Source organism: Aestuariivita sp. (assembly GCF_021404545.1).
Classification (GTDB): domain Bacteria; phylum Pseudomonadota; class Alphaproteobacteria; order Rhodobacterales; family Rhodobacteraceae; genus Aestuariivita.
Genome location: NZ_JAAWWD010000062.1, coordinates 32,017 through 50,946, shown reverse-complemented (window position 1 = coordinate 50,946; position 18,930 = coordinate 32,017). Strand labels below are relative to the sequence as shown.

19 protein-coding genes and 1 pseudogene are annotated in these 18,930 nt (G+C 61.7%); 5 read left to right on the top strand and 15 right to left on the bottom strand.

The genetic code is table 11. From position 1 onward, the window contains the following. The first annotated feature begins 71 nt into the window (after nucleotides 1-71). Nucleotides 72-782, top strand: a complete 711-nt coding sequence (phnF, locus tag HEP69_RS19515) for a phosphonate metabolism transcriptional regulator PhnF (RefSeq protein WP_290560173.1) — start codon at nucleotides 72-74, stop codon at nucleotides 780-782. A gap of 184 nt (nucleotides 783-966) precedes the next feature. Here the strand turns inward: phnF and HEP69_RS19510 are convergent, their stop codons facing one another. The 14 genes and pseudogenes from HEP69_RS19510 to HEP69_RS19445 form a co-directional block, all read right to left on the bottom strand. Next, complete coding sequence (locus HEP69_RS19510; RefSeq protein WP_290560277.1) at nucleotides 967-1,587, bottom strand: chloramphenicol acetyltransferase; 621 nt, start codon at nucleotides 1,585-1,587, stop codon at nucleotides 967-969. Nucleotides 1,588-1,644: 57 nt separating this feature from the next. Continuing rightward, nucleotides 1,645-2,133 (bottom strand): annotated as a pseudogene (locus HEP69_RS19505) (AAA family ATPase); the annotation flags it as partial. Then, the gene (gene phnE, locus HEP69_RS19500; RefSeq protein WP_290560172.1) at nucleotides 2,120-3,436 is read right to left on the bottom strand and encodes a phosphonate ABC transporter, permease protein PhnE; all 1,317 of its coding nucleotides are present in this window, start codon (nucleotides 3,434-3,436) and stop codon (nucleotides 2,120-2,122) included. The gene phnE (HEP69_RS19500) and the pseudogene HEP69_RS19505, both read right to left, overlap by 14 nt. Further along, complete coding sequence (phnE, locus tag HEP69_RS19495) at nucleotides 3,433-4,317, bottom strand: phosphonate ABC transporter, permease protein PhnE (RefSeq protein WP_290560171.1); 885 nt, start codon at nucleotides 4,315-4,317, stop codon at nucleotides 3,433-3,435. The genes phnE (HEP69_RS19500) and phnE (HEP69_RS19495) overlap by 4 nt, the downstream gene beginning before the upstream one ends. A 59-nt stretch (nucleotides 4,318-4,376) precedes the next feature. Continuing rightward, nucleotides 4,377-5,282, bottom strand: a complete 906-nt coding sequence (gene phnD / locus HEP69_RS19490) for a phosphonate ABC transporter substrate-binding protein (protein WP_290560170.1) — start codon at nucleotides 5,280-5,282, stop codon at nucleotides 4,377-4,379. Nucleotides 5,283-5,342: 60 nt separating this feature from the next. Continuing rightward, nucleotides 5,343-6,137 carry a phosphonate ABC transporter ATP-binding protein gene (gene phnC, locus HEP69_RS19485; protein ID WP_290560169.1) on the bottom strand — a complete coding sequence of 265 codons (795 nt, stop codon included), beginning with the start codon at nucleotides 6,135-6,137 and terminating at the stop codon, nucleotides 5,343-5,345. Nucleotides 6,138-6,479: 342 nt separating this feature from the next. Further along, nucleotides 6,480-8,723, bottom strand: a complete 2,244-nt coding sequence (gene ptsP, locus HEP69_RS19480; protein ID WP_290560168.1) for a phosphoenolpyruvate--protein phosphotransferase — start codon at nucleotides 8,721-8,723, stop codon at nucleotides 6,480-6,482. Between the two features lie 211 nt (nucleotides 8,724-8,934). Then, nucleotides 8,935-10,173: an aspartate kinase gene (locus HEP69_RS19475; RefSeq protein WP_290560167.1), complete on the bottom strand. Its 1,239-nt coding sequence runs from the start codon at nucleotides 10,171-10,173 to the stop codon at nucleotides 8,935-8,937. A gap of 79 nt (nucleotides 10,174-10,252) precedes the next feature. After that, the gene (locus HEP69_RS19470) at nucleotides 10,253-10,705 is read right to left on the bottom strand and encodes an SgcJ/EcaC family oxidoreductase (protein WP_290560166.1); all 453 of its coding nucleotides are present in this window, start codon (nucleotides 10,703-10,705) and stop codon (nucleotides 10,253-10,255) included. A 3-nt stretch (nucleotides 10,706-10,708) separates the two neighbouring features. Next, nucleotides 10,709-11,353 (bottom strand): SDR family NAD(P)-dependent oxidoreductase, encoded by a 645-nt coding sequence (locus HEP69_RS19465; RefSeq protein WP_290560165.1) that lies wholly within the window; start codon nucleotides 11,351-11,353, stop codon nucleotides 10,709-10,711. Between the two features lies 1 nt (nucleotide 11,354). After that, a complete protein-coding gene (locus HEP69_RS19460; protein WP_290560164.1) occupies nucleotides 11,355-11,801 on the bottom strand; it encodes a DUF1178 family protein in 447 nt (148 codons plus the stop codon). A 69-nt stretch (nucleotides 11,802-11,870) separates the two neighbouring features. After that, entirely contained in the window at nucleotides 11,871-12,344 is a 474-nt protein-coding gene (locus HEP69_RS19455; protein WP_366111654.1) for an NUDIX hydrolase, read from the bottom strand. A 131-nt stretch (nucleotides 12,345-12,475) separates the two neighbouring features. Next, nucleotides 12,476-13,243 carry an EcsC family protein gene (locus HEP69_RS19450; protein ID WP_290560163.1) on the bottom strand — a complete coding sequence of 256 codons (768 nt, stop codon included), beginning with the start codon at nucleotides 13,241-13,243 and terminating at the stop codon, nucleotides 12,476-12,478. A 58-nt stretch (nucleotides 13,244-13,301) separates the two neighbouring features. Then, complete coding sequence (locus tag HEP69_RS19445) at nucleotides 13,302-13,790, bottom strand: N-acetyltransferase (RefSeq protein WP_290560162.1); 489 nt, start codon at nucleotides 13,788-13,790, stop codon at nucleotides 13,302-13,304. 84 nt (nucleotides 13,791-13,874) lie between these two features. On the opposite strand from HEP69_RS19445, the gene HEP69_RS19440 reads away from it, so the two are divergent. Further along, on the top strand, nucleotides 13,875-14,480 hold the full coding sequence (locus HEP69_RS19440) for a flavin reductase family protein (RefSeq protein WP_290560161.1): 606 nt from the start codon (nucleotides 13,875-13,877) through the stop codon (nucleotides 14,478-14,480). A 118-nt stretch (nucleotides 14,481-14,598) separates the two neighbouring features. Here HEP69_RS19440 and HEP69_RS19435 read toward each other — a convergent pair whose 3' ends face one another. Next, nucleotides 14,599-16,224, bottom strand: a complete 1,626-nt coding sequence (locus tag HEP69_RS19435; RefSeq protein ID WP_290560160.1) for a SulP family inorganic anion transporter — start codon at nucleotides 16,222-16,224, stop codon at nucleotides 14,599-14,601. A 205-nt stretch (nucleotides 16,225-16,429) separates the two neighbouring features. Here HEP69_RS19435 and HEP69_RS19430 point away from each other — a divergent pair, with 205 nt between their 5' ends. The 3 genes from HEP69_RS19430 (at nucleotide 16,430) to HEP69_RS19420 (ending at nucleotide 18,908) form a co-directional block, all read left to right on the top strand. Then, complete coding sequence (locus HEP69_RS19430) at nucleotides 16,430-17,302, top strand: S-methyl-5'-thioadenosine phosphorylase (protein ID WP_290560159.1); 873 nt, start codon at nucleotides 16,430-16,432, stop codon at nucleotides 17,300-17,302. A gap of 79 nt (nucleotides 17,303-17,381) precedes the next feature. Beyond that, nucleotides 17,382-18,221: a hypothetical protein gene (locus HEP69_RS19425; protein WP_290560158.1), complete on the top strand. Its 840-nt coding sequence runs from the start codon at nucleotides 17,382-17,384 to the stop codon at nucleotides 18,219-18,221. A gap of 57 nt (nucleotides 18,222-18,278) precedes the next feature. After that, nucleotides 18,279-18,908, top strand: coding sequence for a LysE family translocator (locus HEP69_RS19420; protein ID WP_290560157.1), 630 nt, complete (start codon nucleotides 18,279-18,281; stop codon nucleotides 18,906-18,908). Nucleotides 18,909-18,930 lie beyond the last annotated feature (22 nt).

The following is an 18,930-nucleotide window of genomic DNA, read 5'->3' as shown; positions in this document are numbered from 1 at the left end:
TATTTCTATACAACTCATAAACCTCAGCGGTCCCGCGATGCAAGAATTGTTTCGTGAAACTTTGGTGACACATGCCCCGCACCCCAATCTGGAAAGCCATCGTCCAAACACTGGAAACCGAGATAGCGTCGGGTCATTACGGGTCCGGTGACAAACTGCCGACCGAGGCGGCTCTGGCGGCGCGCTTCGGCGTGAACCGGCACACGGTGCGACGTGCCCTGGGGGATATGGCCGAGCGGGGCATTGTGGCTGCGCGCCGCGGATCAGGTGTCTTTGTGGCCCAACATCCGACGGAATATCCGATCAGCAAACGGGTCCGGTTTCACCAAAACATCAAGGCTTCGGGCCAGTTCCCCGAAAAGCGGGTGCTGCGGCTGGAGACACGGTCCGCCGATCCCCGTGAGGCGGAGGCGTTGCAGATCGCCACCGCGACGCCGGTCCATGTCTATGAAGGACTGTCGCTGGCCGAGGGCAAGCCGATTGCGTGGTTCCAGAGCCTGTTCCCGGCTGGCCGGTTCGCCGACCTGCCGGACATCCTGCGGGAGGTATCCTCGGTGACCAAGGCCTTGGCACAGGTCGGTGTTGCCGATTACACCCGGGCCGAGACACGGCTGACGGCGGTGGCGGCGACCGGGCCGCAGGCCGCGCATCTTCAGCTGCGGGAAGGCGCGCCGCTGTTGCGCGCGACCGCCGTGAACATTGACGCAAACGGGCACCCGGTGGAATTTGGCATCACCTATTTCGCTTCGGATCGGATCACGCTGACGGTGACGCCGGATTGAAAGATCCTAAGAACCGCAATCGCGCGCAACACGCAGGGCGTCGGCCTCGTGATGAAAATGGCCGCGCACGCTGAGGACAGGTTTTGCCAGACGGCCACAGCGTATTTGCCGGACAAGCTACACGTCGCGGTTTCGCATGGCACAAGGCGTTCTATGGGCTCCGAAGGATACGCCTGCACAGGCATTATGCGGCCTCGTATTTCTCAAGAAATGCCTCTGCTGGCAGGCTGCGGAAATCCTCAAGCCGGGCGCGCAAGGTGTCATGATCCCACTCCCACCACTCCAGCGCCATCAGCCGATCCGCGACCGGGGCAGGCAAACGCTGTTTCAGCGGCGTGGCGGGCAGGCCGGCGACCACGGTATAGGGCGCCACATCCTTGGTCACCACGGCCCCTGTCGCAACCACGGCCCCGTGGCCCACTGTTACCTCTGGCCGGATAACCGCATTGTGCCCGATCCAGGTATCGTGGCCGATATGGGCGATCCGCGCGTGCCGACGGGCAAAGAAATCGGGATCGCGGCTGGCATCCTCCCAGTAATCGTCCGAGCGGTAGTGGAAATGGTGCAGTGAGGCCAGTTCCATCGGGTGATCGGTGGGGCCGATCCGGGCATAGCTCGCGATATTGGCGAATTTGCCGATCCGGGCATTGGCGATATCGGCAAAGCGGTCGCAATAGGAATAATCGTCCATCTCCACATGGTTTAACCGGCTCCCGCGCCCGACTTCCGTATATGCGCCGAGCGTGCTCGCCGTGATCTCGCAATCGGGATGGACAAAAGGGCTGTCAGAAAGGCGGGCGGGCATCAGGTCTCTCCGTCGAAAAATGCTGAATTCGGGGCTGCGCTGCTGCCAACGCGCCAAAAGGGTTTGGGCGTTGTGATCCGCTGGCCGACAGCCGTCGAGCTCAAGATCATAGCGCTGGCCAATATGGATATGGGCGGCATCGGCCACAGCACTGCCATGGGGCCGATCCCCGCGCGCGGCCTCCCGCGCGGCCAGACAGTCGCGCGCGGTCAGCACGGCGGCGAAAAATACATCCTGCCCCGCCAGAGCCTGCCGCACCTGGCGCCGCATATCGGCCGTGTCGAGGATGTGTTCGAGCAAAACCGCATTACCTGCCTCCAGCACCGCACGGATCATCCCGTGAAACCCCGCGAAATGCGCCGCGCGTTCAGCCCGCCAGCCGGGCACTTGCCAGACACCTGCATCGCGCAGATGGTCGATGGATAGGTGCCAGAACGGGCGCGGCAACTGCGGCAGCAGCGCCTGCGCAAGTGTCGTTTTTCCGGCAGAGGAGGCCCCATGCAGAAAAATCACCGGCGCTTGCGTGGCAGGCTCAATATCCGCCATCGCCGCCCTTGATCAGCTTGCGCCGCAACCAGCCCGAGATCGTGTCCATCGCAACCACCATCACAACCACGAGGATGATGTAATAGGTCACCTCCTCCCAGTCCTTTTGCGTGATAATCGCCTGGGTCAGCAAGAGGCCGATCCCACCGCCGGTGATCGCCCCGATCACCGTGGCCGAGCGGGTGTTGGATTCCAGGAAATAGAGAACCTGGCTGAGCAGGATCGGCGTGATCTGCGGGATCACCCCGAACCGGTAGCGTTGCAGCGGTTTGGCGCCGGTGGATTTCAGGCCCTCGATCTGCTTTTCATCCACGTTTTCCAGCGCTTCGGAGAACATCTTGCCAAAGCTGCCGGTATCCGTGATCAAGATTGCCAGCGCGCCTGTGAGCGGTCCCAGGCCAAAGGCCCGCGTCAGGATGATCGTCCAGATCAGCCCGTCGACCCCCCGCACGAAATCGAAAAACCGCCGAAAGGCAAAGCGCACCGTTGCAATCGGCGTGAAGTTTCGCGCCGCCAGAAACGCCAGCGGCAAGGCCACCAAGGCCGCCCCCATCGTGCCCAGGAAGGCCATCAGGATCGTCTCGAAAATCGCCCAGGCCACATCGGCGTGACGCCACATGGTGTTGTTCCAGAAATCGCTCCAGATCGCACCCGCTTGACCGCTCATCGCCTTTGACGCGACCTGACCCACGCTCAGTCCGTGATAAGGGCTGTCGAGCGTGAAAAAGAACAGCTCCCACCCGGTGAAATAGCGAAACACCTCGGACCGGTTGCGCGTGACGCTGAGACGCCCCGCCTCGGTCGTGATCGCCAGCCGGTTGCGTGACGAGTTGATCCAGTCGGGCAATGTCTCGAACGGGAACTCCTGCACCACGCCTTGGGTGGTCGTTGGCGTTGCCCGGATCAGGCCATAGCCCGGAATGTCATAGGTGATGGTCTCGGGCCCGAAGGTTACGATATGCCCCTCGCCCAGATCGATCACCGTGGTCTCGCCCAGGGCGACCCATTCAGGCGCGGTGCCTTCGGCATAGCGGCCCTTGCGCTCTCCTTCGATCGAGACCGAGACCGATGCATCGCGATTGTCGCGCGTGACATGGGTTTTGTAGCTGTAGGTATCTGCCATCAGCGCGCGGGCATTGTCGCCGCTGGCGCGCTGCACCAGGCCCGGGATGTCAAAGGCAAAGACCGCATAAATCAGATAGACGAGGATCACGACCGGCACGGCGAGCGCGGCGCGGCGTTTGCGGCGGAACAGGCGCGCGGTTTGAGCGCGCAGATCGGCGGTATCGGCAACCATGCTCATGCCACAGCCCCTTTGGCCGACGCGCCATGGGTCAGGCGTTCGCGGTAATGACCCGAAAGCTGATCGACGATCACGATTGTGATGAAGAGAAGCAGGAACATCGCGGCCGCCTCGTCGTAGCGGCCCTGCCCCCAGCTGATCGCGTTGCGCAGCTCGTATCCCAACCCGCCCGCGCCGACAAAGCCGAGGATGGCCGACGCGCGGATATTGATCTCGAACCTGAGCAGCGCATAGCTGAGCCAGTTGGGCGCGACCTGCGGCACCACGCCCAGCAGCATGCGTTGCGACCAGTTGGCGCCGACCGAGCTTAGCCCCTCGATAGGCTTGAGATCAGCATTCTCGTTGACCTCGGAAAAAAGCTTGCCCAGCGCGCCCACAGTGTGCAGGGCGATGGCGATCATCGCAGGCACCGGCCCGCCGCCGAGGATAAAGATCAGCACCAGCGCGATGACGATATCGGGAACCGCCCGTAGGATATCCATGAACCGGCGGATCACCCCGATCAGCCGCGGATACTTGGCCAGCCCGCGGGTCGCCAATAGCGACAGGATCACCGCGAAAAGCGCACCGATCAGGGTGGCCACGGCAGCGATATTCACCGTCTCGATCAGCGCAGGCAGATAGGTCAGGAAATGCCCCGGCAACTGATCGATCTTGGAAACCGCCTCCAGCACCAGCTCGGACGGGTAGTCGAAGAAATTGCCAATCCCGTCCCAGAACCCGCCGCCGTTGCGCGCGGCCGCAGTATTGAAACCCGAAACCATGAGCAGCACGAACACCAGAAGCGTGATGCCGGAGTAAAGGCGACGCCGCTGGATCTGTGCCAGATACGAGGCGCGGACATCGCTGGCGGGTTGGTGAGGTGCGGAAAGATCGGTCATGAAACCCTCATGCAAAAGGGCAGGCCCAGACGGGCCTGCCCTGGTGTGATCCGCTCAGATCAGTTGGACTTGGATTTGCGGGCTTCGATGATCGACACATAGGCCTCATGTGTGATCGGGTTAAAGCCCAGCGATTCACCGGCCGAGATGTTGTAGGTGCACTCGCGGTCTGTCTCGTACATGTTGTCGACCAGCGCGGTCATGGTCGCTTTGACATCCTCGGGCAGCGATGTGCGCAGGACGATCGGGCCTTCGGGGATGGGCTTGGATTTCCAGATCTCCACCAGGTCGTTCATGTCCACGAGACCCGAATCCACGGCCTTGCGCAGCGCGCCGGAGTTATAGCCGTCTTCCCAGTTGCCCTGGCCATCTGCCCAGGTCACACCGGCGTCCACATCACCGTTGTTCACCGCCACGATGGTCTGCTCATGACCGCCGGTGAATTTCACTTCGCCAAAGTAGTCGCCCGAGCTCATGGTCGCTCCGGTGGTTTGGGGAATCTCGATGGACGGGATCAGATAGCCCGAAGTAGAGTTCGGATCACCAAAGCCAAAGACCTTGTCCTGCATGTCTTCCAGCGAGGTGATGCCGCTATCGGCGCGGGCAAATCCGATGGAGTGATAGCCGTATGAGCCATCGAGGTTGATCTTGACCAGCACCGGCTCGACCGCGTCGGGGTCTTGCAGATATGTGGCGGCATAGGCCGAGGCACCCAGCCACGCCATGTCGAGCGTGCCGCCCACTAGGCCCTGGATCACCCCTGCATAGTCGGCAGGCGCAAACAGCTGCACCGGAACGCCCAGCGCCTCTTCGGTATAGGCGCGCAGGCACTCGTTGGAGTTCAGGCGATCCTGGGCGTTTTCGCCACCCAGAATGCCGATGCGGAATTCGTCAATGGGCTCGGCCGCGAAGGCAGGCGCGACCAGCGCGGTTGTCATCAGGGCAGTTGCAAGAAGGTGTTTCATCGTCACGTCTCTCCAGTTGATGAAAACCCGCCGCTCGGCAGAGCGACGGGGAAGTCGAAATCAGGCGTATTCTTTTTTCAGCGTGGCCATATCCGTGGAGGTGGCCTCTTCGGTAAACGAGGCATCGGCCCCGTAAATGTCGCGGGCAACGCCAAGGGTCAGTTGCTCGGCGGTGCCGTCAAACACCTTGCGGCCGTCGCGCATGCCGATAATGCGGTCGCAATAGCGCCGCGCGGTATCGAGCGTGTGCAGGTTGGCGATGATCATGCGCCCGTCTTCCTCGTGGATCCGGCGCAGCGCATCCATCACGATCTGCGCGTTCATCGGGTCAAGCGAGGCAATCGGCTCATCGGCCAGGATCATCTTTGGGTCTTGCATCAGCGCACGCGCAATCGCCACGCGCTGCTGCTGTCCGCCTGACAGCGCTTCGGCCCGCTTGGCCGCGTTTTCGGCGATGCCAAGACGCTCCAGGATATCAATCGCGCGATAGATGTCGGCCTGGGGATAGATGTTGAACATCGTGGCCAAGGTGGAGCGCTCATTGAGCGTACCGTGCAGCACGTTAGACACCACATCCATGCGCGGCACCAGATTGAACTGCTGGAAGATCATCGCGCAATCCGACTGCCAGGCGCGTTTTTCGCCGCCGCTGAGCGCAAGAATGTCCCGACCTTCAAAGGTCAGCGTTCCCGAAGACGCATCGGTAAGCCGGTTGACCATCCGCAGAAAAGTCGATTTCCCGGCACCGGACCGGCCGATAATCCCCACGAACTGAGGACGGTCGACCTCCAATGTCAGATCGTCAACCGCCTTGTTCCGCCCGAACAGTTTGTTCAGGCCATCAACTTTCAGCATTCTGCATCCCCGCTTTGCTGCGCGGACATTCGTCGCAAGCCATGACAGCCGTGTAAGATTTTCTTGAAGTTTTTCTAACAGCGCGAATTCATCGATTGCTGAAGCTTTACTCTTTTAAATTCAATACCTTATTCAGAAATGGAAATCAGGAAGACACCCTGTGGATATCAGCCGTATCCAGAAAATGACGTTATCCACATCCTTTGTGACAGTCGGGTCATATGTGGATAAGACGGGAAATCCGGGCTTTGCCAATCGGTTGAAAGCTGCAAGCCAGATTGCACGCGCAATGCCAGGCAATCTGCGCGCAAGCCCAGGACCATCGACGATCCAATGTGGCGATCAGCCCTGCGCGCGCAACCACTCCATCACGACCGGGCGCACCGACTGATCGCCGCGATGGCGGGCATCCGAGATGATCTTGCGCAGATCGTCCAGGTTGGCGCGCCGCAGCAGGCTCTTGACCGGCCCGATCGAGGCAGGACGCATGGACAGCGTGCGGATCCCTATGGCGGCAAAGCACATCGCCTCGACCGGGCGCCCCGCATCCTCGCCGCAAAAGGACAAGGGCGTATCTGTCGCGACACAGCGTTCCACAATACGTTCGATGAAGGTCAAGAAACTGACGTTGAGCGTATCATAGCGCCGCCTGACCCGCTCGTTCTCCCGGTCTGCCGCAAAAAAGAACTGTTTGAGATCATTGCCGCCGATTGAGAGAAAATCCACCTCCTGAAAGAACTTGGGCGGTGCAAAGGCCAGGCTGGGCGTCTCCAGCATGGCTCCGATTTCAAGGCTGGAGGGCAGGACATGACCCAGCTTGTCTTCGCGTGCGATGGCCTTATCGACCTCGGCGCGTGCGCGGCGATATTCATCGAACTGCGCCACAAAGGGGAACATCACCGTCAACGGCCGCCCATTCGCCGCCCGGATCAGCGCCTGAAGCTGCATCCGCATGACCCCGGGCTTGTCCAGCCCGACGCGTATTGCGCGCCATCCCAGGGCCGGGTTCGGCTCATCATTGGGTTTCATATAGGGCAGCACCTTGTCCGACCCGATATCGAGGGTCCGAAACACCACGCGCTTGCCTTGCGCGGCATCCAGCACCCGCGCATAGATCCCGCTCAACTCGCCACGGCGGGGCATCTGGTTGCGCACCAGAAATTGCAACTCGGTCCGAAACAGCCCGACACCTTCGGCCCCAGACCCTGCCAGAGACGGCAGATCCGCCATCAGCCCCGCATTCATGTGCAGCGAAATCGTCTGACCGCAGCGGGTCACGGCCGGTTTGTCGCGGATCGAGGCATAGCGCTCCTGCGCCTGGGCCTGCATCGCGATCTTCTCGCGAAAGGCCGAAACGACCGTATCGTCCGGACGCAGATGCACGATCCCCTGATCGCCATCGACCATGATGTGATCGCCGGTCAGTGCCTCTGTCGTAATCCGTTCGGCATGCACGACCAACGGAATGGCCAATGCGCGCGCAACAATCGCGGCGTGCGATCCAACCGATCCGTTTTCCAGCACCACCGCTTTAAGCGATCGCCCATACTCCAAAAGCTCCGCCGGGCCGATATTGCGCGCAACGAGAATCGGATCGGCGGGCATCTCTGCCCCGGTCTCGGCCCCTTGCCCGGTCAGAAGACGCAAAAGCCGATTCGACAAATCGTCCAGATCGCTGAGCCGTTCGCGCAGATAGGCATCCTGGACCTGCTCCAGCCGGGCCCGCGCGACAGATTGCTCTTTTTCCACCGCCGCCTCGGCACTCAGGCCCAGGCTGATATCCTCCTCCATCCGGCGCATCCAGCCCTTGGAATTGGCGAACATCCGGTACGCCTCGAGCACTTTAAGCTGCTCGCCATCGCCACCTTCGGAAGCCCGCAGCATCTTGTCGACGCCCACCCGCAGATCCTCTACCGCCTCGTGCAGCCGCGCCAACTCACGTTCGGGGTCATCGGCGATCGGGTTGGAGACTACCACGCGGGGCTCGTGCAGCCAGACATGACCCTGGGCCGAGCCTTCCTGCCCGGTCGTGCCCCGGATCAGAACCGATTGCTGGTGGCGCGCCGAAAGCGCAGCGCCCTCGCCCACAAACGCGCCCAGCTCGGCCATCTCCGCCAGAACCATCGCGACCACCTCAAGCGCATAGACCTCGTCGGCGGAATACTCGCGCTTGCTCTTGGACTGCACCACCAGTACGCCCAGCTTTTCACCCAGCCGCTGAACCGGTATCCCCAGAAACGAGGAATAGATCTCCTCGCCCGTCTCCGGCATGAATCGAAAGCCCCGGGCCTGCGGTGCATCGGCGGCATTGATCACCCGGCCTTTCTGCGCAACCCGTCCCACAAGCCCTTCGCCAAGCCGCATCCGCGTCTGATGTACGGCCTGCTTGTTCAGCCCTTGGGTCGCACACAGCTCCAGCGTTTCCTCATCCCGGAACAGATAAATCGAGCACACCTCGGTTCCCATGCTGTCGGCAATCAGCTTGGTGATCTCGTCAAGACGCGCCTGCCCCGCGATATCGCTGGCCATGGCATCGCGCAACCTGCCCAGCAGTTTGCGGCTCTCGCTGTCGGTTTGCTCGGACATGATCCTACACGTGCCTCCCGGGCGCGGGTCCCTTCCGCCTCACCGGGTTAGATCACACCTGATGCGTGTATGAAACGGATTTCTAAGCGCGCAGACGCGCGCGCCGCACCGTCTTGCACACTGCGGTCAAAACAGCTGACAAACGCTGAAAAATCCGGCGTCATCCTACAGTTCTTCTCGCCTCAAATACGAAAAATCGGATCGCTGGGCCTCAGACCGCCTTCTCAAGTTCAAACGCATCGTGCAGTGCCTGCACCGCCAACTCCATATACTTGCGGTCAATCAGAACCGAGATCTTGATCTCGGACGTGGTAATCACCTTGATGTTGATCCCGTCATCCGACAGCACCTTGAACATCTTCGCCGCAACGCCGGTATGGCTGCGCATGCCGATCCCCACCACCGACACCTTGGCCACATCCGTGTCGGCCACCAGCTCGGCGAAATTCAGAACACCGTGCTCTTTGGTCTCCGACAGCGCGCGTTCGGCGCGCGCCACCTGATCTGTGGGGCACGAAAACGTCATGTCCGTGCGCCCGTCTTCCGAGATGTTCTGCACGATCATGTCCACATTCACGCCCGCATCCGAGAGCGCGGTAAAGATCAGCGCGGCGATCCCCGGACGGTCGGCCACCGACAACAGCGTCAGTTTCGCTTCGTCGCGCGAATAGGCGACACCCGCCACAATCTTGGATTCCATGATTTCCTCCTCATCGCAGACCAGCGTCCCGGCGGCGTCGGACTGTTCCTCGAAACTCGATACCACGCGCAGCTTGACCTTATAGCGCATCGCCAGCTCGACCGAGCGGGTCTGGAGCACCTTGGCCCCCAGCGACGCCAATTCCAGCATCTCTTCAAACGCGATCTTGTCGAGCTTTTGGGCCTTGCCGCAGATGCGTGGATCGGTGGTATAAACGCCATCCACATCCGTGTAGATGTCGCAGCGTTCTGCCTCAAACGCCGCCGCAAAGGCTACCGCCGTAGTGTCGGAACCACCCCGGCCCAACGTGGTGATCCGCCCCTCGGGGCTCACGCCCTGAAAACCGGCGACCACAGCCACCTTCATACCTTCGGCGAATTTCTGGCGGATATTGGCGGGCGGGATATCCTCGATCCGGGCCGCAGCGTGTGTCGAGGTTGTCTGCACCGGCACCTGCCAGCCCTGCCAGCTGCGCGCGGGGATATCCATTTCCTGCAAGGTCAGCGCCATCAGCCCCGCAGTCACGTTCTCCCCCGAGGACACCACCGCATCATATTCGCGCGCATCATAAAGCGGAGAAGTCTCGCCAACCCAGCCGACCAGCTCATTGGTTTTGCCAGACATGGCCGAAACGATGACGATCACGTCATAGCCTTTGGCCACTTCGACGCCCACGCGTTTGGCGGCGCGGCGGATGCGATCCAGATTGGCGACCGATGTGCCGCCAAATTTCATCACCAGAACGGGCATGTTGGGTCCTGTGCAGTCGGTTGCGCCCGCGTCTAAGGAATTGCCCTGCCGGGTGCAAGATGCCGTGCACGATGGCGCGTCAATCGGTCTTGCGGTAATCGGCCGGGCTCAGCGCGCCGGTGTTCAGATGCGTCTCTGCCCCTGGCACCACGTCGGTGTTCTGTGCCGCCACCGCGATCCAACCTTCCGACCGGCGCTCCAGAACGAAAATCAGGATCGAGGTCCGGGGATCGGCGGCAGTGCCATCGGGCGTGCGTTGTCCCGACAGGTGAAAGCGGCAATGAACGATCGCCCTATCCTTGCCCAGCATCCGAAGTTTGATCCGACCCGGCCTCAGCGTGGTTTCGGCGAAAAAGCTCTTGAGCGCATATGCATGCGCCCTGGCGATTGCCGGGCGGTCCTCCCACCAGATGCCGACGACATTCACGAAATCCGCATCCTCTGCGAAGAGCTGACCCAACGCGGTCCCATCGCGCGCCATCCAGGCGGCTGTGAAGGCGCGGACAAAGTCCTCGGGCGCGGCAACCGGCATGGATCAATACGCGTGGTCGCGGCCATCCCAGGTGAGAAAGCGCCCGGTCGTTTCAAGCGACAATTCATCAAACCGCGCGAGAAGGCCTGTTGCTGCCTCCTGCGTTGAGATCTCGGCCGCGTCGGTGCCCATGTCGGTGCGCACCCAGCCCGGGTGATAGATGCCCACAGCAATCTCTTCACGTTTCAGATCGCTCGCCAGGTTCCGGCCGAGGTTCAGCGCAGCGGCCTTGGACGCACGATAGATAAAGCTGCCCCCCGGCGCGCGGGTATCCGACCCCATCTGCGAGGAGATGATCGCAATCTTGCCGGCCTCCGCCTGCCGTAGATTTGGCAACAGCGACTGAATGGTCAGAAAGACGCCTTTGACATTTGCGGCAAAGCTCTGGTCCCAAAGATCCGGCGCGTAACCATCCTCCAGCGACTGGCCCTTGTCGAGGTAGACGCCCGCATTGCAGATCAGCAGGTCGACGGGCTGGCTGTGCAGGGCCCGGGCCATGGCTGCCTGCGCCGCCGGATCGGTGACATCCAAACTGATCTGGCAGGACCCGTCCCGCGCAGTGCCGGTCACCCGGTCTCCACGTGCGCCATAGCCTTCGGCGAGACAAGCGCCAATGCCGCGGTTTGCGCCGGTAATGACAACATGCATATCAGTTGGTCTTTCGTGTGAGTCGGAACGGCAATGGCGCGACGGGCACCCCATCTTCGATCAGCTTGCGGGCCTCTTCGGGTTTCGCCTCGCCATGGATGGGGCGCTCAGGCGCCTCGCCGTCATACATCTTGCGCGCCTCGGTTGCAAAGCTCGTGCCCACATAGTCGGAATTCTGTTCAATATGCTGTTTGAGCTGCGCCATCGCCTGTTCCTGCGGTGTGGCCGGTGTCGAAAGCGATCCTGCCCCATCCTTTGGCACGGGCACCGGCGCGGCCTTGCGACCGGGCCTCACCCGGGGGGCCATGACGGACTTACTAACCTCTGTGGTGCCGCAAGTGGCACAGACGACCATACCTGCACGCGCCAGCTTGTCGAATGCCTCGGCCGACTGGAACCAACTGTCGAACCTATGCCCATCTGTGCATTTGAGGGCGTATTGAATCATAAGACGACTGCTCCTTGCATGGCGCAAGACATATCCGCCGCAGCCCTGAATTCAAGGGATCTCCGTGCTTTAGCGCAGCATACGCGGATCGAAATCGCGTAGAATGCGGGCAAGCTCGGGCTCGGCCACGCGGGTGGCGGCGCGCTTGGGCGTGAGCCATTTGCGCTGACGCTCCCCCTGCTCTGGATAGGTCTTGGCCAATGATTTGACCCGAACGGGATACACCATCGCCACACAGGGATAGCTGACACCCGGCTCGATCATCTTTGCATAGGAGAACAGACCCAGACAGCGGTCCTGGGCCTTGCCGACCACGCCGGCCTCCTCCCAGGCTTCCTTGAGCGCGCATTCTGCGGGGGTCATGCCATCCTCGGGCCAACCCTTAGGCACGATCCAGCGCCCGGTACCCCGTGAGGTGATCAGCAAGACTTCCGGTTTGTCCGCCTTGATCCGATAACACAGCGCCGCAAACTGGCTGCGGACATCGTTCTTGGCCGCGGCACGCAGTTTCAAGGGAAGTTGTTTGATCATCGGTGCGGACACCGGTCTGCTCCTTCTGGCATCTGACAGAGTATAACGGCCGATCTTTGCAAAATCACGTCAATTCGATGGGCTGGCGTAAAATCTTGTGTCAGTTTTGTGACGAACTACTAGGTTTGGTTCCTTTGCCTGGATCAATCCCCGGACGGGGGCGGCCGATTGAGGCGTTTGGCCAACTCTGCGACCAACACCTCATGCGGCGTGTCCGCTTCGACCGCCAAACGACGCAGCCTGAAATGAACATGCGCCATTTGTTGATAATAATTGGTAAATGCGTAATTCGTTGCCGCCCCTGCCACCGCGCCCAGCACCGGCACGGTCTGAGCCGCCAGTTTCTGCCCCAGAACGCCCGCCAGCCGAGGTGCCACGGTGGCGATCATCTTTTGCATCGTCCCTCCGGTGAGCGTCAGGCGGACAGACAAGAACCCCAGATCGGCGCCATCGTCATGGGCCAGCGGACCTGCGGAGCCAAAGACGCGCAGACAATCGAACCGCACGTTTTCCGAAGCCGGGTCGAACCCCTGCTCGGATGCCGCCCCCTGGATCGAGCGCAACAGGACCGTTGTGGTCACCGGCAGTTCCACCAGCGCCGAGGGCATGCCGCCAAAACCGCCCGCAGCCCCCATCGCGGTCGCAACAGCCGTATTCAGCCAACCGGCCTGATCCGGTACCGCCCGGCGCGAGCTTTGCGCGGCATCCAGGGCGATCAACAGCGCCCGCTCGGTGGCGCCATCCAGACCGTTGCGCACCGGGCCTGGCAACCGGTCAAGCAGCCCTTCGGCCTGCCCCCCCAGCAGGTTGAGAACCTGAAGTCCGGGACTTGAGGCCGCTTGGTATCGGCGTGAGATCTCGGCCATCTCGGCATCGAGATCGACGGGGGTTGTGGTGACGATATCACTCATGGGCGCAGTTCCTTCATACCAGATAAGGTCGGCATGCAGGGGCGCGGTTTCAATCCCCCTAAGCCTCCCAACGCAGAACATCGCCCGTCACACCATCCCAGGCGCCTGGTTGCAACGCCTGACCCAGAACCCGGTCGGGGTTGGTGGGCGGGGGCATCGTGACACCGTCCAACACGCCAAAGCCGAACCGCGCATAATAGGGGGCGTCGCCCACCAGAATGACCCGCGCCCAACCGGCGCGCGTAGCCTCATCGAGACCGGAGCGGATCAGGAAGCCGCCCAGCCCTTCGCCCTGATGGGTCGGATGGACCGCAACCGGCCCGAGCAGCAGTGCGGTGTCAGCCCCCACGCGGACAGGCCAGAACCGGATGGCGCCTGCCAGAATGCCAGCCTCATCGCGAAGGACGTTCGACAGACCGGGCACAGGCGGGACGTCCTGGCGTAACCGATAGGAGGACAGGGCCTCCCGTCCCGGAGCGAAGCACAAGTCATAGAGCGCCTCGACCTCCCACCAGTCCTCGGGGGTTTCGCGATAAAGTTCCAACACGTGGCGGCCGCTCTGCTCAATTCTTCCGTGGCGCTCGGCCTAGCATGGCGTTAGGTCTTCGGCAAATACCGACCGGAGACCGAGATGTTCTATAGACCCCAGGACGGCCATGGGTTGCCGCACAATCCCTTCAACGCCATTGTCACGCCGCGCCCGATTGGGTGGATTTCCTCCCGAGATGGAACGGGCCGCAACAATCTAGCACCCTATTCGTTCTTCAATGCAACGGCCTATGTGCCGCCTCAGGTGATGTTCACATCGACCACAGCCAAGGACGATCAGGGCGACACCAAGGACAGTGTTGCCAATATCCGCGAAACGGGGGTGTTCTGCGTCAATGTGGTGGAATACGCGATGCGCGACGCGATGAATGCCAGCTCGGCCACACTGCCCAAGGACGTGGATGAGTTCACCCATGCTGGTCTGACGGCCCTTGAATGCGACACCATCGACTGCGCGCGTGTGGGCGGTGCGCCTGCCGCACTGGAATGCAAGCTGACACAGGTGCTGACACTGGAGGGCCAGTCGAACTATATGGTTCTGGGCGAGGTCACCGGCGTGCATATCCGTGACGATTGCCTCAAGGACGGACGGTTGGATGTCACAACGTATCAGCCACTCAGCCGGTTGGGGTATCGCGACTATGTCCGGGTGCAGGACGTATTCGAGCTGGCGCGCCCCGATGACTGAAGGGGCCATTTTCTGAGACAGAAAATGGTGAGAAACTGACGCAGTTTTTCGCGAACGCTGAAGTGAGTGCGGACATTTTCTGGGTCAGAAAATGATCAGAAACTGCGTCAGTTTCTGATCACCCATGCCCGCCTAGAATGCCGGTCCGCACCGAGTAATCCACCGCGATCTCATAATCGGGATCGTCGTCGCTATCCACCATCAAATGCCCCGCCTTGTTCAGCAGTTGATGACAGTCCCGGCTCAGATGGCGCAGCTGGATCTGCTTGCCAAGTCCCTCGTATTTCTGCGCCACAGCCTCGATCGCCTGGAGCGCGGATTGATCGACCACCCGGCTGTCTGCGAAATCGACGATGACGCGCGCCGGATCGGTCTGCGGGCTGAAAAGCTCGGCAAACCCTTCGGCCGAACCGAAAAAGAGGGGCCCTTGCACCTGATAGACCCGCGCGCCTTCGGGCGTGTCGTAGGTCCGCGCATGAATGCGCCGCGCATTGTTCCAGGCATAGGCCAGCGCCGAGACGATCACCCCAACAACGACAGCAACCGCAAGATCCTCCATCACGGTTACAACGGTCACCAGGATAATGACGAATGCATCCGTCAGCGGCACCTTGCGCAGGATCTTGAGGCTGTTCCAGGCAAAGGTACCGATCACCACCATGAACATCACACCGACAAGGGCTGCCAGCGGGATGAGCTCGATGACCGGGGAGGCAAAGAGGATAAAAACCAGCAAAAAGAGCGCCGCCGCCACACCGGCAATCCGCGTGCGTCCGCCAGATTTCACGTTGATCATCGACTGCCCGATCATCGCGCACCCGCCCATACCGCCGAAAAAGCCGGTCACCGTGTTGGCCACGCCCTGTGCGACACATTCCTGACTGGCCCCACCGCGCTTGTTGGTCATCTCGCCCACCAGGTTCAGCGTCAGCAAGCTCTCGATGAGCCCGATCGCGGCCAGAATGACCGCGTAAGGCAGGATGATCTGGAAGGTCTCAAAGCTCAGGGGCACGCTGGGGATGTGAAACGAGGGCAATCCGCCCTGGATCGAGGCCAGATCGCCCACCCGCGGCACGTCCACCCCAAAGGCGATCACCAGCCCGGCGACAACCCCTATCCCCGCGAGCGGTGCCGGAATCGCTTTGGTCAGCCGCGGCATGCCCCAGATGATGGCCATGGTCAGTGCCACAAGGCCCAGCATCAGTGCCATCTCGGCGGGCGGCAGCCACTCTCCTCCGGCCATGCCGTGTCCGGTGTTTTCCAAGGTGCCGGGCACCTTGAACTGGGTGAGCTGCGCCAGAAAGATAACGATCGCCAGCCCGTTCACAAACCCAAGCATCACAGGATGCGGCACCAGCCGGATGAACTTGCCCCACCGCAGCACCCCCGCCGCGATCTGAAGGATCCCCATCAACACCACCGTGGCAAAGAGATACTCGACCCCGTGCTGCGCGACCAACGCGACCATCACGACAGCCAATGCCCCTGTCGCCCCCGAGATCATGCCTGGTCGCCCCCCGATCAGCGCCGTAATCAGCCCCACCAGAAACGCAGCGTAAAGCCCCACCAAAGGATGCACACCGGCGACAAAGGCAAAGGCCACGGCCTCTGGCACCAGGGCCAGCGCCACTGTCAAACCGGACAACAGCTCGATCCTCAGCCGCTCAAACCCGAACCCTTGAGGACGGCGCAGGTCGGTCATCGATAGGCGCTCGGCAAACGAGGCAAGCATGGCACGGGGCAAAATAGGAGTCCTGTCTGATGGATTTCGGGCAATCCCGTGTCATATCCAGTGCGCGGCTCCAGCGCTACCGCACGGAGGAGAATGCCGCCATGCATCCAGCGCATAGCAAGCGCTGCCAGGATTGCGCGTTACTCATATGTACACACGCGGTTGCATGTCGGCCCCAAGGCTCTAAAACTGGCAACGCGACATCCCTGGAGGCTCCATGACCCGTACCATGATTGCCGTAATCGGCGGATCCGGCATCTATGAGATCGACGGCCTGCACGACGCCGCATGGCAGTCCGTCGAAAGCCCGTTCGGCGCGCCCTCCGATCAGATCCTGACCGGAACTCTTGGCGGGGTCGACATGGCGTTCCTGCCAAGACACGGGCGCGGGCATGTGCACACCCCCAGTTCGGTGCCCTATCGCGCCAATATCGATGTGCTCAAGCGGCTCGGCGTGACCGATATCATCAGCGTCTCTGCGGTGGGCTCGTTCCGCGACGAAATGGCGCCAGGGGATTTCGTGGTCGTCGACCAGTTCATCGACCGGACGTCCGCGCGCGAGAAGTCGTTTTTCGGCCCGGGTCTGGTGGCCCACGTTTCGGTCGCGCATCCGACATGCCCGCGCCTGAGCCAGGCGTGCGAGACAGCCGCACGCGACCAAGGCATCGCCGTGCATCGCGGCGGCACGTATCTGGCGATGGAGGGACCGCAATTCTCAACACTGGCGGAATCGAAGATGTATCGCGAAAGCTGGGGGGCGGATGTCATCGGCATGACCAATATGCCCGAGGCCAAACTGGCCCGCGAAGCGGAGATCTGCTACGCCTCTGTCGCGATGGTCACCGATTACGACAGTTGGCACCCCGATCACGGGGAGGTCGATGTCAGCCGGATCATCGCGACCTTGATGGGCAATGCCGAAAAGGCGCGCGGCCTGATTGCGCGCCTGCCAGCCCTTCTGGGAGCCGATCGCGCACCCTGCCCACATGGCTGCGACCGCGCGCTGGACCATGCGATCCTGACTGCCCCCGAAAAACGCGATCCGGCAATGGTCGAAAAACTGAGCGCCGTGGCCGGGCGCATCATCTGATACGCGAACGTTTCGCGAATCTTCCCCCTCTGGTAGAGTGAAGGTCTATTTAGGCTATTCATTTATTTGGGGGTACAGAATGAAGCAGGGCGCATTACGCATTTTGCAAGAAGAGCTTGCCACGGCGGGCCTTTACCAAGGTCCCATCGACGGCCAGTTGAACGACACGCTCGATCAATCCGCTGCCGGTGTGATCGAGGCACGTCCCGCCGAGCTGAGCGGCGATCCATCCGGCTGGAGTACAGCGCGCAAGCGCGTGGCCGCGTTCCAGTTGGCCTGCAAGGATGCCGGGATCGAGCCCGGACCGGCAGACGGGCTCTGGGGCAGCCTGACGGAGACGGCCTATGCCGATTTCGCCTTTTTCAAGGAAACCGGAGAACGGCCGCTGAATTTCCGCGATATCGTGCCGCTGGACGCCAATCCCAATGGCTGGCCTGCGGATCACGCAGGTCAACAGGCGCTTTTCGACTTTTTCGATTTCAATCCCAATCACGGTGGCGAACCGCAAACGACGATCGTCACGGTGCCGTGGGAAATGAAGCTGGACTGGCAACGCAGTGTGACGACAAGCCGGATCGGCTGCCATCCGAAAGTCGCCGAAAGCCTTGAGCGCGTGCTGGTCAAGATCGCGGACAGATATGACGAAGCCGCGCGCATCGATATGGGTCTCGATCTGTATGGCGGGTGCAAATTCGTTAGGGCCAAGCAGAACGGATCCACCTGGTCGACGCACTCCTTCGCCGCAGCCATCGATTTCGATCCGGGCCGTAACAGATTGGACTGGGGGTGGAAGAAATCGCGGCTGGCGCGCGCCGATTGCCTGGATTTCTGGACGTTCTGGGAGGAAGAGGGCTGGCTGTCGCTGGGCCGGGTCCGCAATTTCGATTGGATGCACGTACAAGCGATCAAGTTGCCCTGATCACTGGACAATCCGCTCTGTGAATGCCCTTTTTGGGAAAACGACGGAGTATGGTGCATGGAACTCGATCTTTGGCTGGCTTTCGTTGCCGCCTCAATAGCGCTTTTGCTGATCCCCGGACCCACGGTACTGCTGGTGCTGAGCTATGCGCTGTCCAAGGGCCGCAGCGTGGCCGTGGCCTGCGCCGGGGGTGTGGCCCTGGGCGATCTGATTGCGATGACCGCATCCCTGGCGGGCCTGGGTGCGCTGGTGCTGGCCTCGGCCACGGCGTTCACCCTTCTGAAATGGGTGGGCGCGATCTATCTGGTATGGCTGGGGATCAAGCTGTTGCGCTCCGCGCCATCGGCGGGTCTGGATCCGGTCACAACCGGTCGCGACGTGACACCGCGCGGTGTTTTTGGGCATGCGGCGACGGTGACGGCGCTCAACCCGAAATCCATTGCGTTTTTTATTGCCTTCGTTCCACAATTCGTGCGACCCGATGCGCCGCTGCCGCCGCAATTTGCGATCCTGATTGCGACGTTCGTGGGGTTGGCGGCGCTGAACGCGCTGGCCTATGCGCTGCTGGCTGATCGGTTGCGCAAGACCATCGGGCGACCGTCCGTTATCACCTGGCTGACCCGGGCAGGCGGGGCTATGCTGGTCGCGATGGGACTGCTGACCGCGACGGTGCGACGGGCGACATAGCGGGCGGATCCGGCCCGTGTGA

Bases quoted from the DNA above. Each gene is read 5' to 3' on its own strand.
- HEP69_RS19470 (WP_290560166.1), bottom strand. From the start codon at position 10,705: ATGCCGGTTGCCGCGCCCGAGGACTTTGTCCGCGCCTTCACAGCCGCC.
- HEP69_RS19440 (WP_290560161.1), top strand. From the start codon at position 13,875: ATGTTCTATAGACCCCAGGACGGCCATGGGTTGCCGCACAATCCCTTC.
- HEP69_RS19510 (WP_290560277.1), bottom strand. From the start codon at position 1,587: ATGCCCGCCCGCCTTTCTGACAGCCCTTTTGTCCATCCCGATTGCGAG.
- phnC (WP_290560169.1), bottom strand. From the start codon at position 6,137: ATGCTGAAAGTTGATGGCCTGAACAAACTGTTCGGGCGGAACAAGGCG.
- HEP69_RS19460 (WP_290560164.1), bottom strand. From the start codon at position 11,801: ATGATTCAATACGCCCTCAAATGCACAGATGGGCATAGGTTCGACAGT.
- phnE (WP_290560171.1), bottom strand. From the start codon at position 4,317: ATGACCGATCTTTCCGCACCTCACCAACCCGCCAGCGATGTCCGCGCC.
- ptsP (WP_290560168.1), bottom strand. From the start codon at position 8,723: ATGTCCGAGCAAACCGACAGCGAGAGCCGCAAACTGCTGGGCAGGTTG.
- HEP69_RS19465 (WP_290560165.1), bottom strand. From the start codon at position 11,353: ATGCATGTTGTCATTACCGGCGCAAACCGCGGCATTGGCGCTTGTCTC.
- HEP69_RS19420 (WP_290560157.1), top strand. From the start codon at position 18,279: ATGGAACTCGATCTTTGGCTGGCTTTCGTTGCCGCCTCAATAGCGCTT.
- phnE (WP_290560172.1), bottom strand. From the start codon at position 3,436: ATGAGCATGGTTGCCGATACCGCCGATCTGCGCGCTCAAACCGCGCGC.
- phnF (WP_290560173.1), top strand. From the start codon at position 72: ATGCCCCGCACCCCAATCTGGAAAGCCATCGTCCAAACACTGGAAACC.
- HEP69_RS19430 (WP_290560159.1), top strand. From the start codon at position 16,430: ATGACCCGTACCATGATTGCCGTAATCGGCGGATCCGGCATCTATGAG.
- HEP69_RS19475 (WP_290560167.1), bottom strand. From the start codon at position 10,173: ATGCCCGTTCTGGTGATGAAATTTGGCGGCACATCGGTCGCCAATCTG.
- phnD (WP_290560170.1), bottom strand. From the start codon at position 5,282: ATGAAACACCTTCTTGCAACTGCCCTGATGACAACCGCGCTGGTCGCG.
- HEP69_RS19425 (WP_290560158.1), top strand. From the start codon at position 17,382: ATGAAGCAGGGCGCATTACGCATTTTGCAAGAAGAGCTTGCCACGGCG.
- HEP69_RS19450 (WP_290560163.1), bottom strand. From the start codon at position 13,243: ATGAGTGATATCGTCACCACAACCCCCGTCGATCTCGATGCCGAGATG.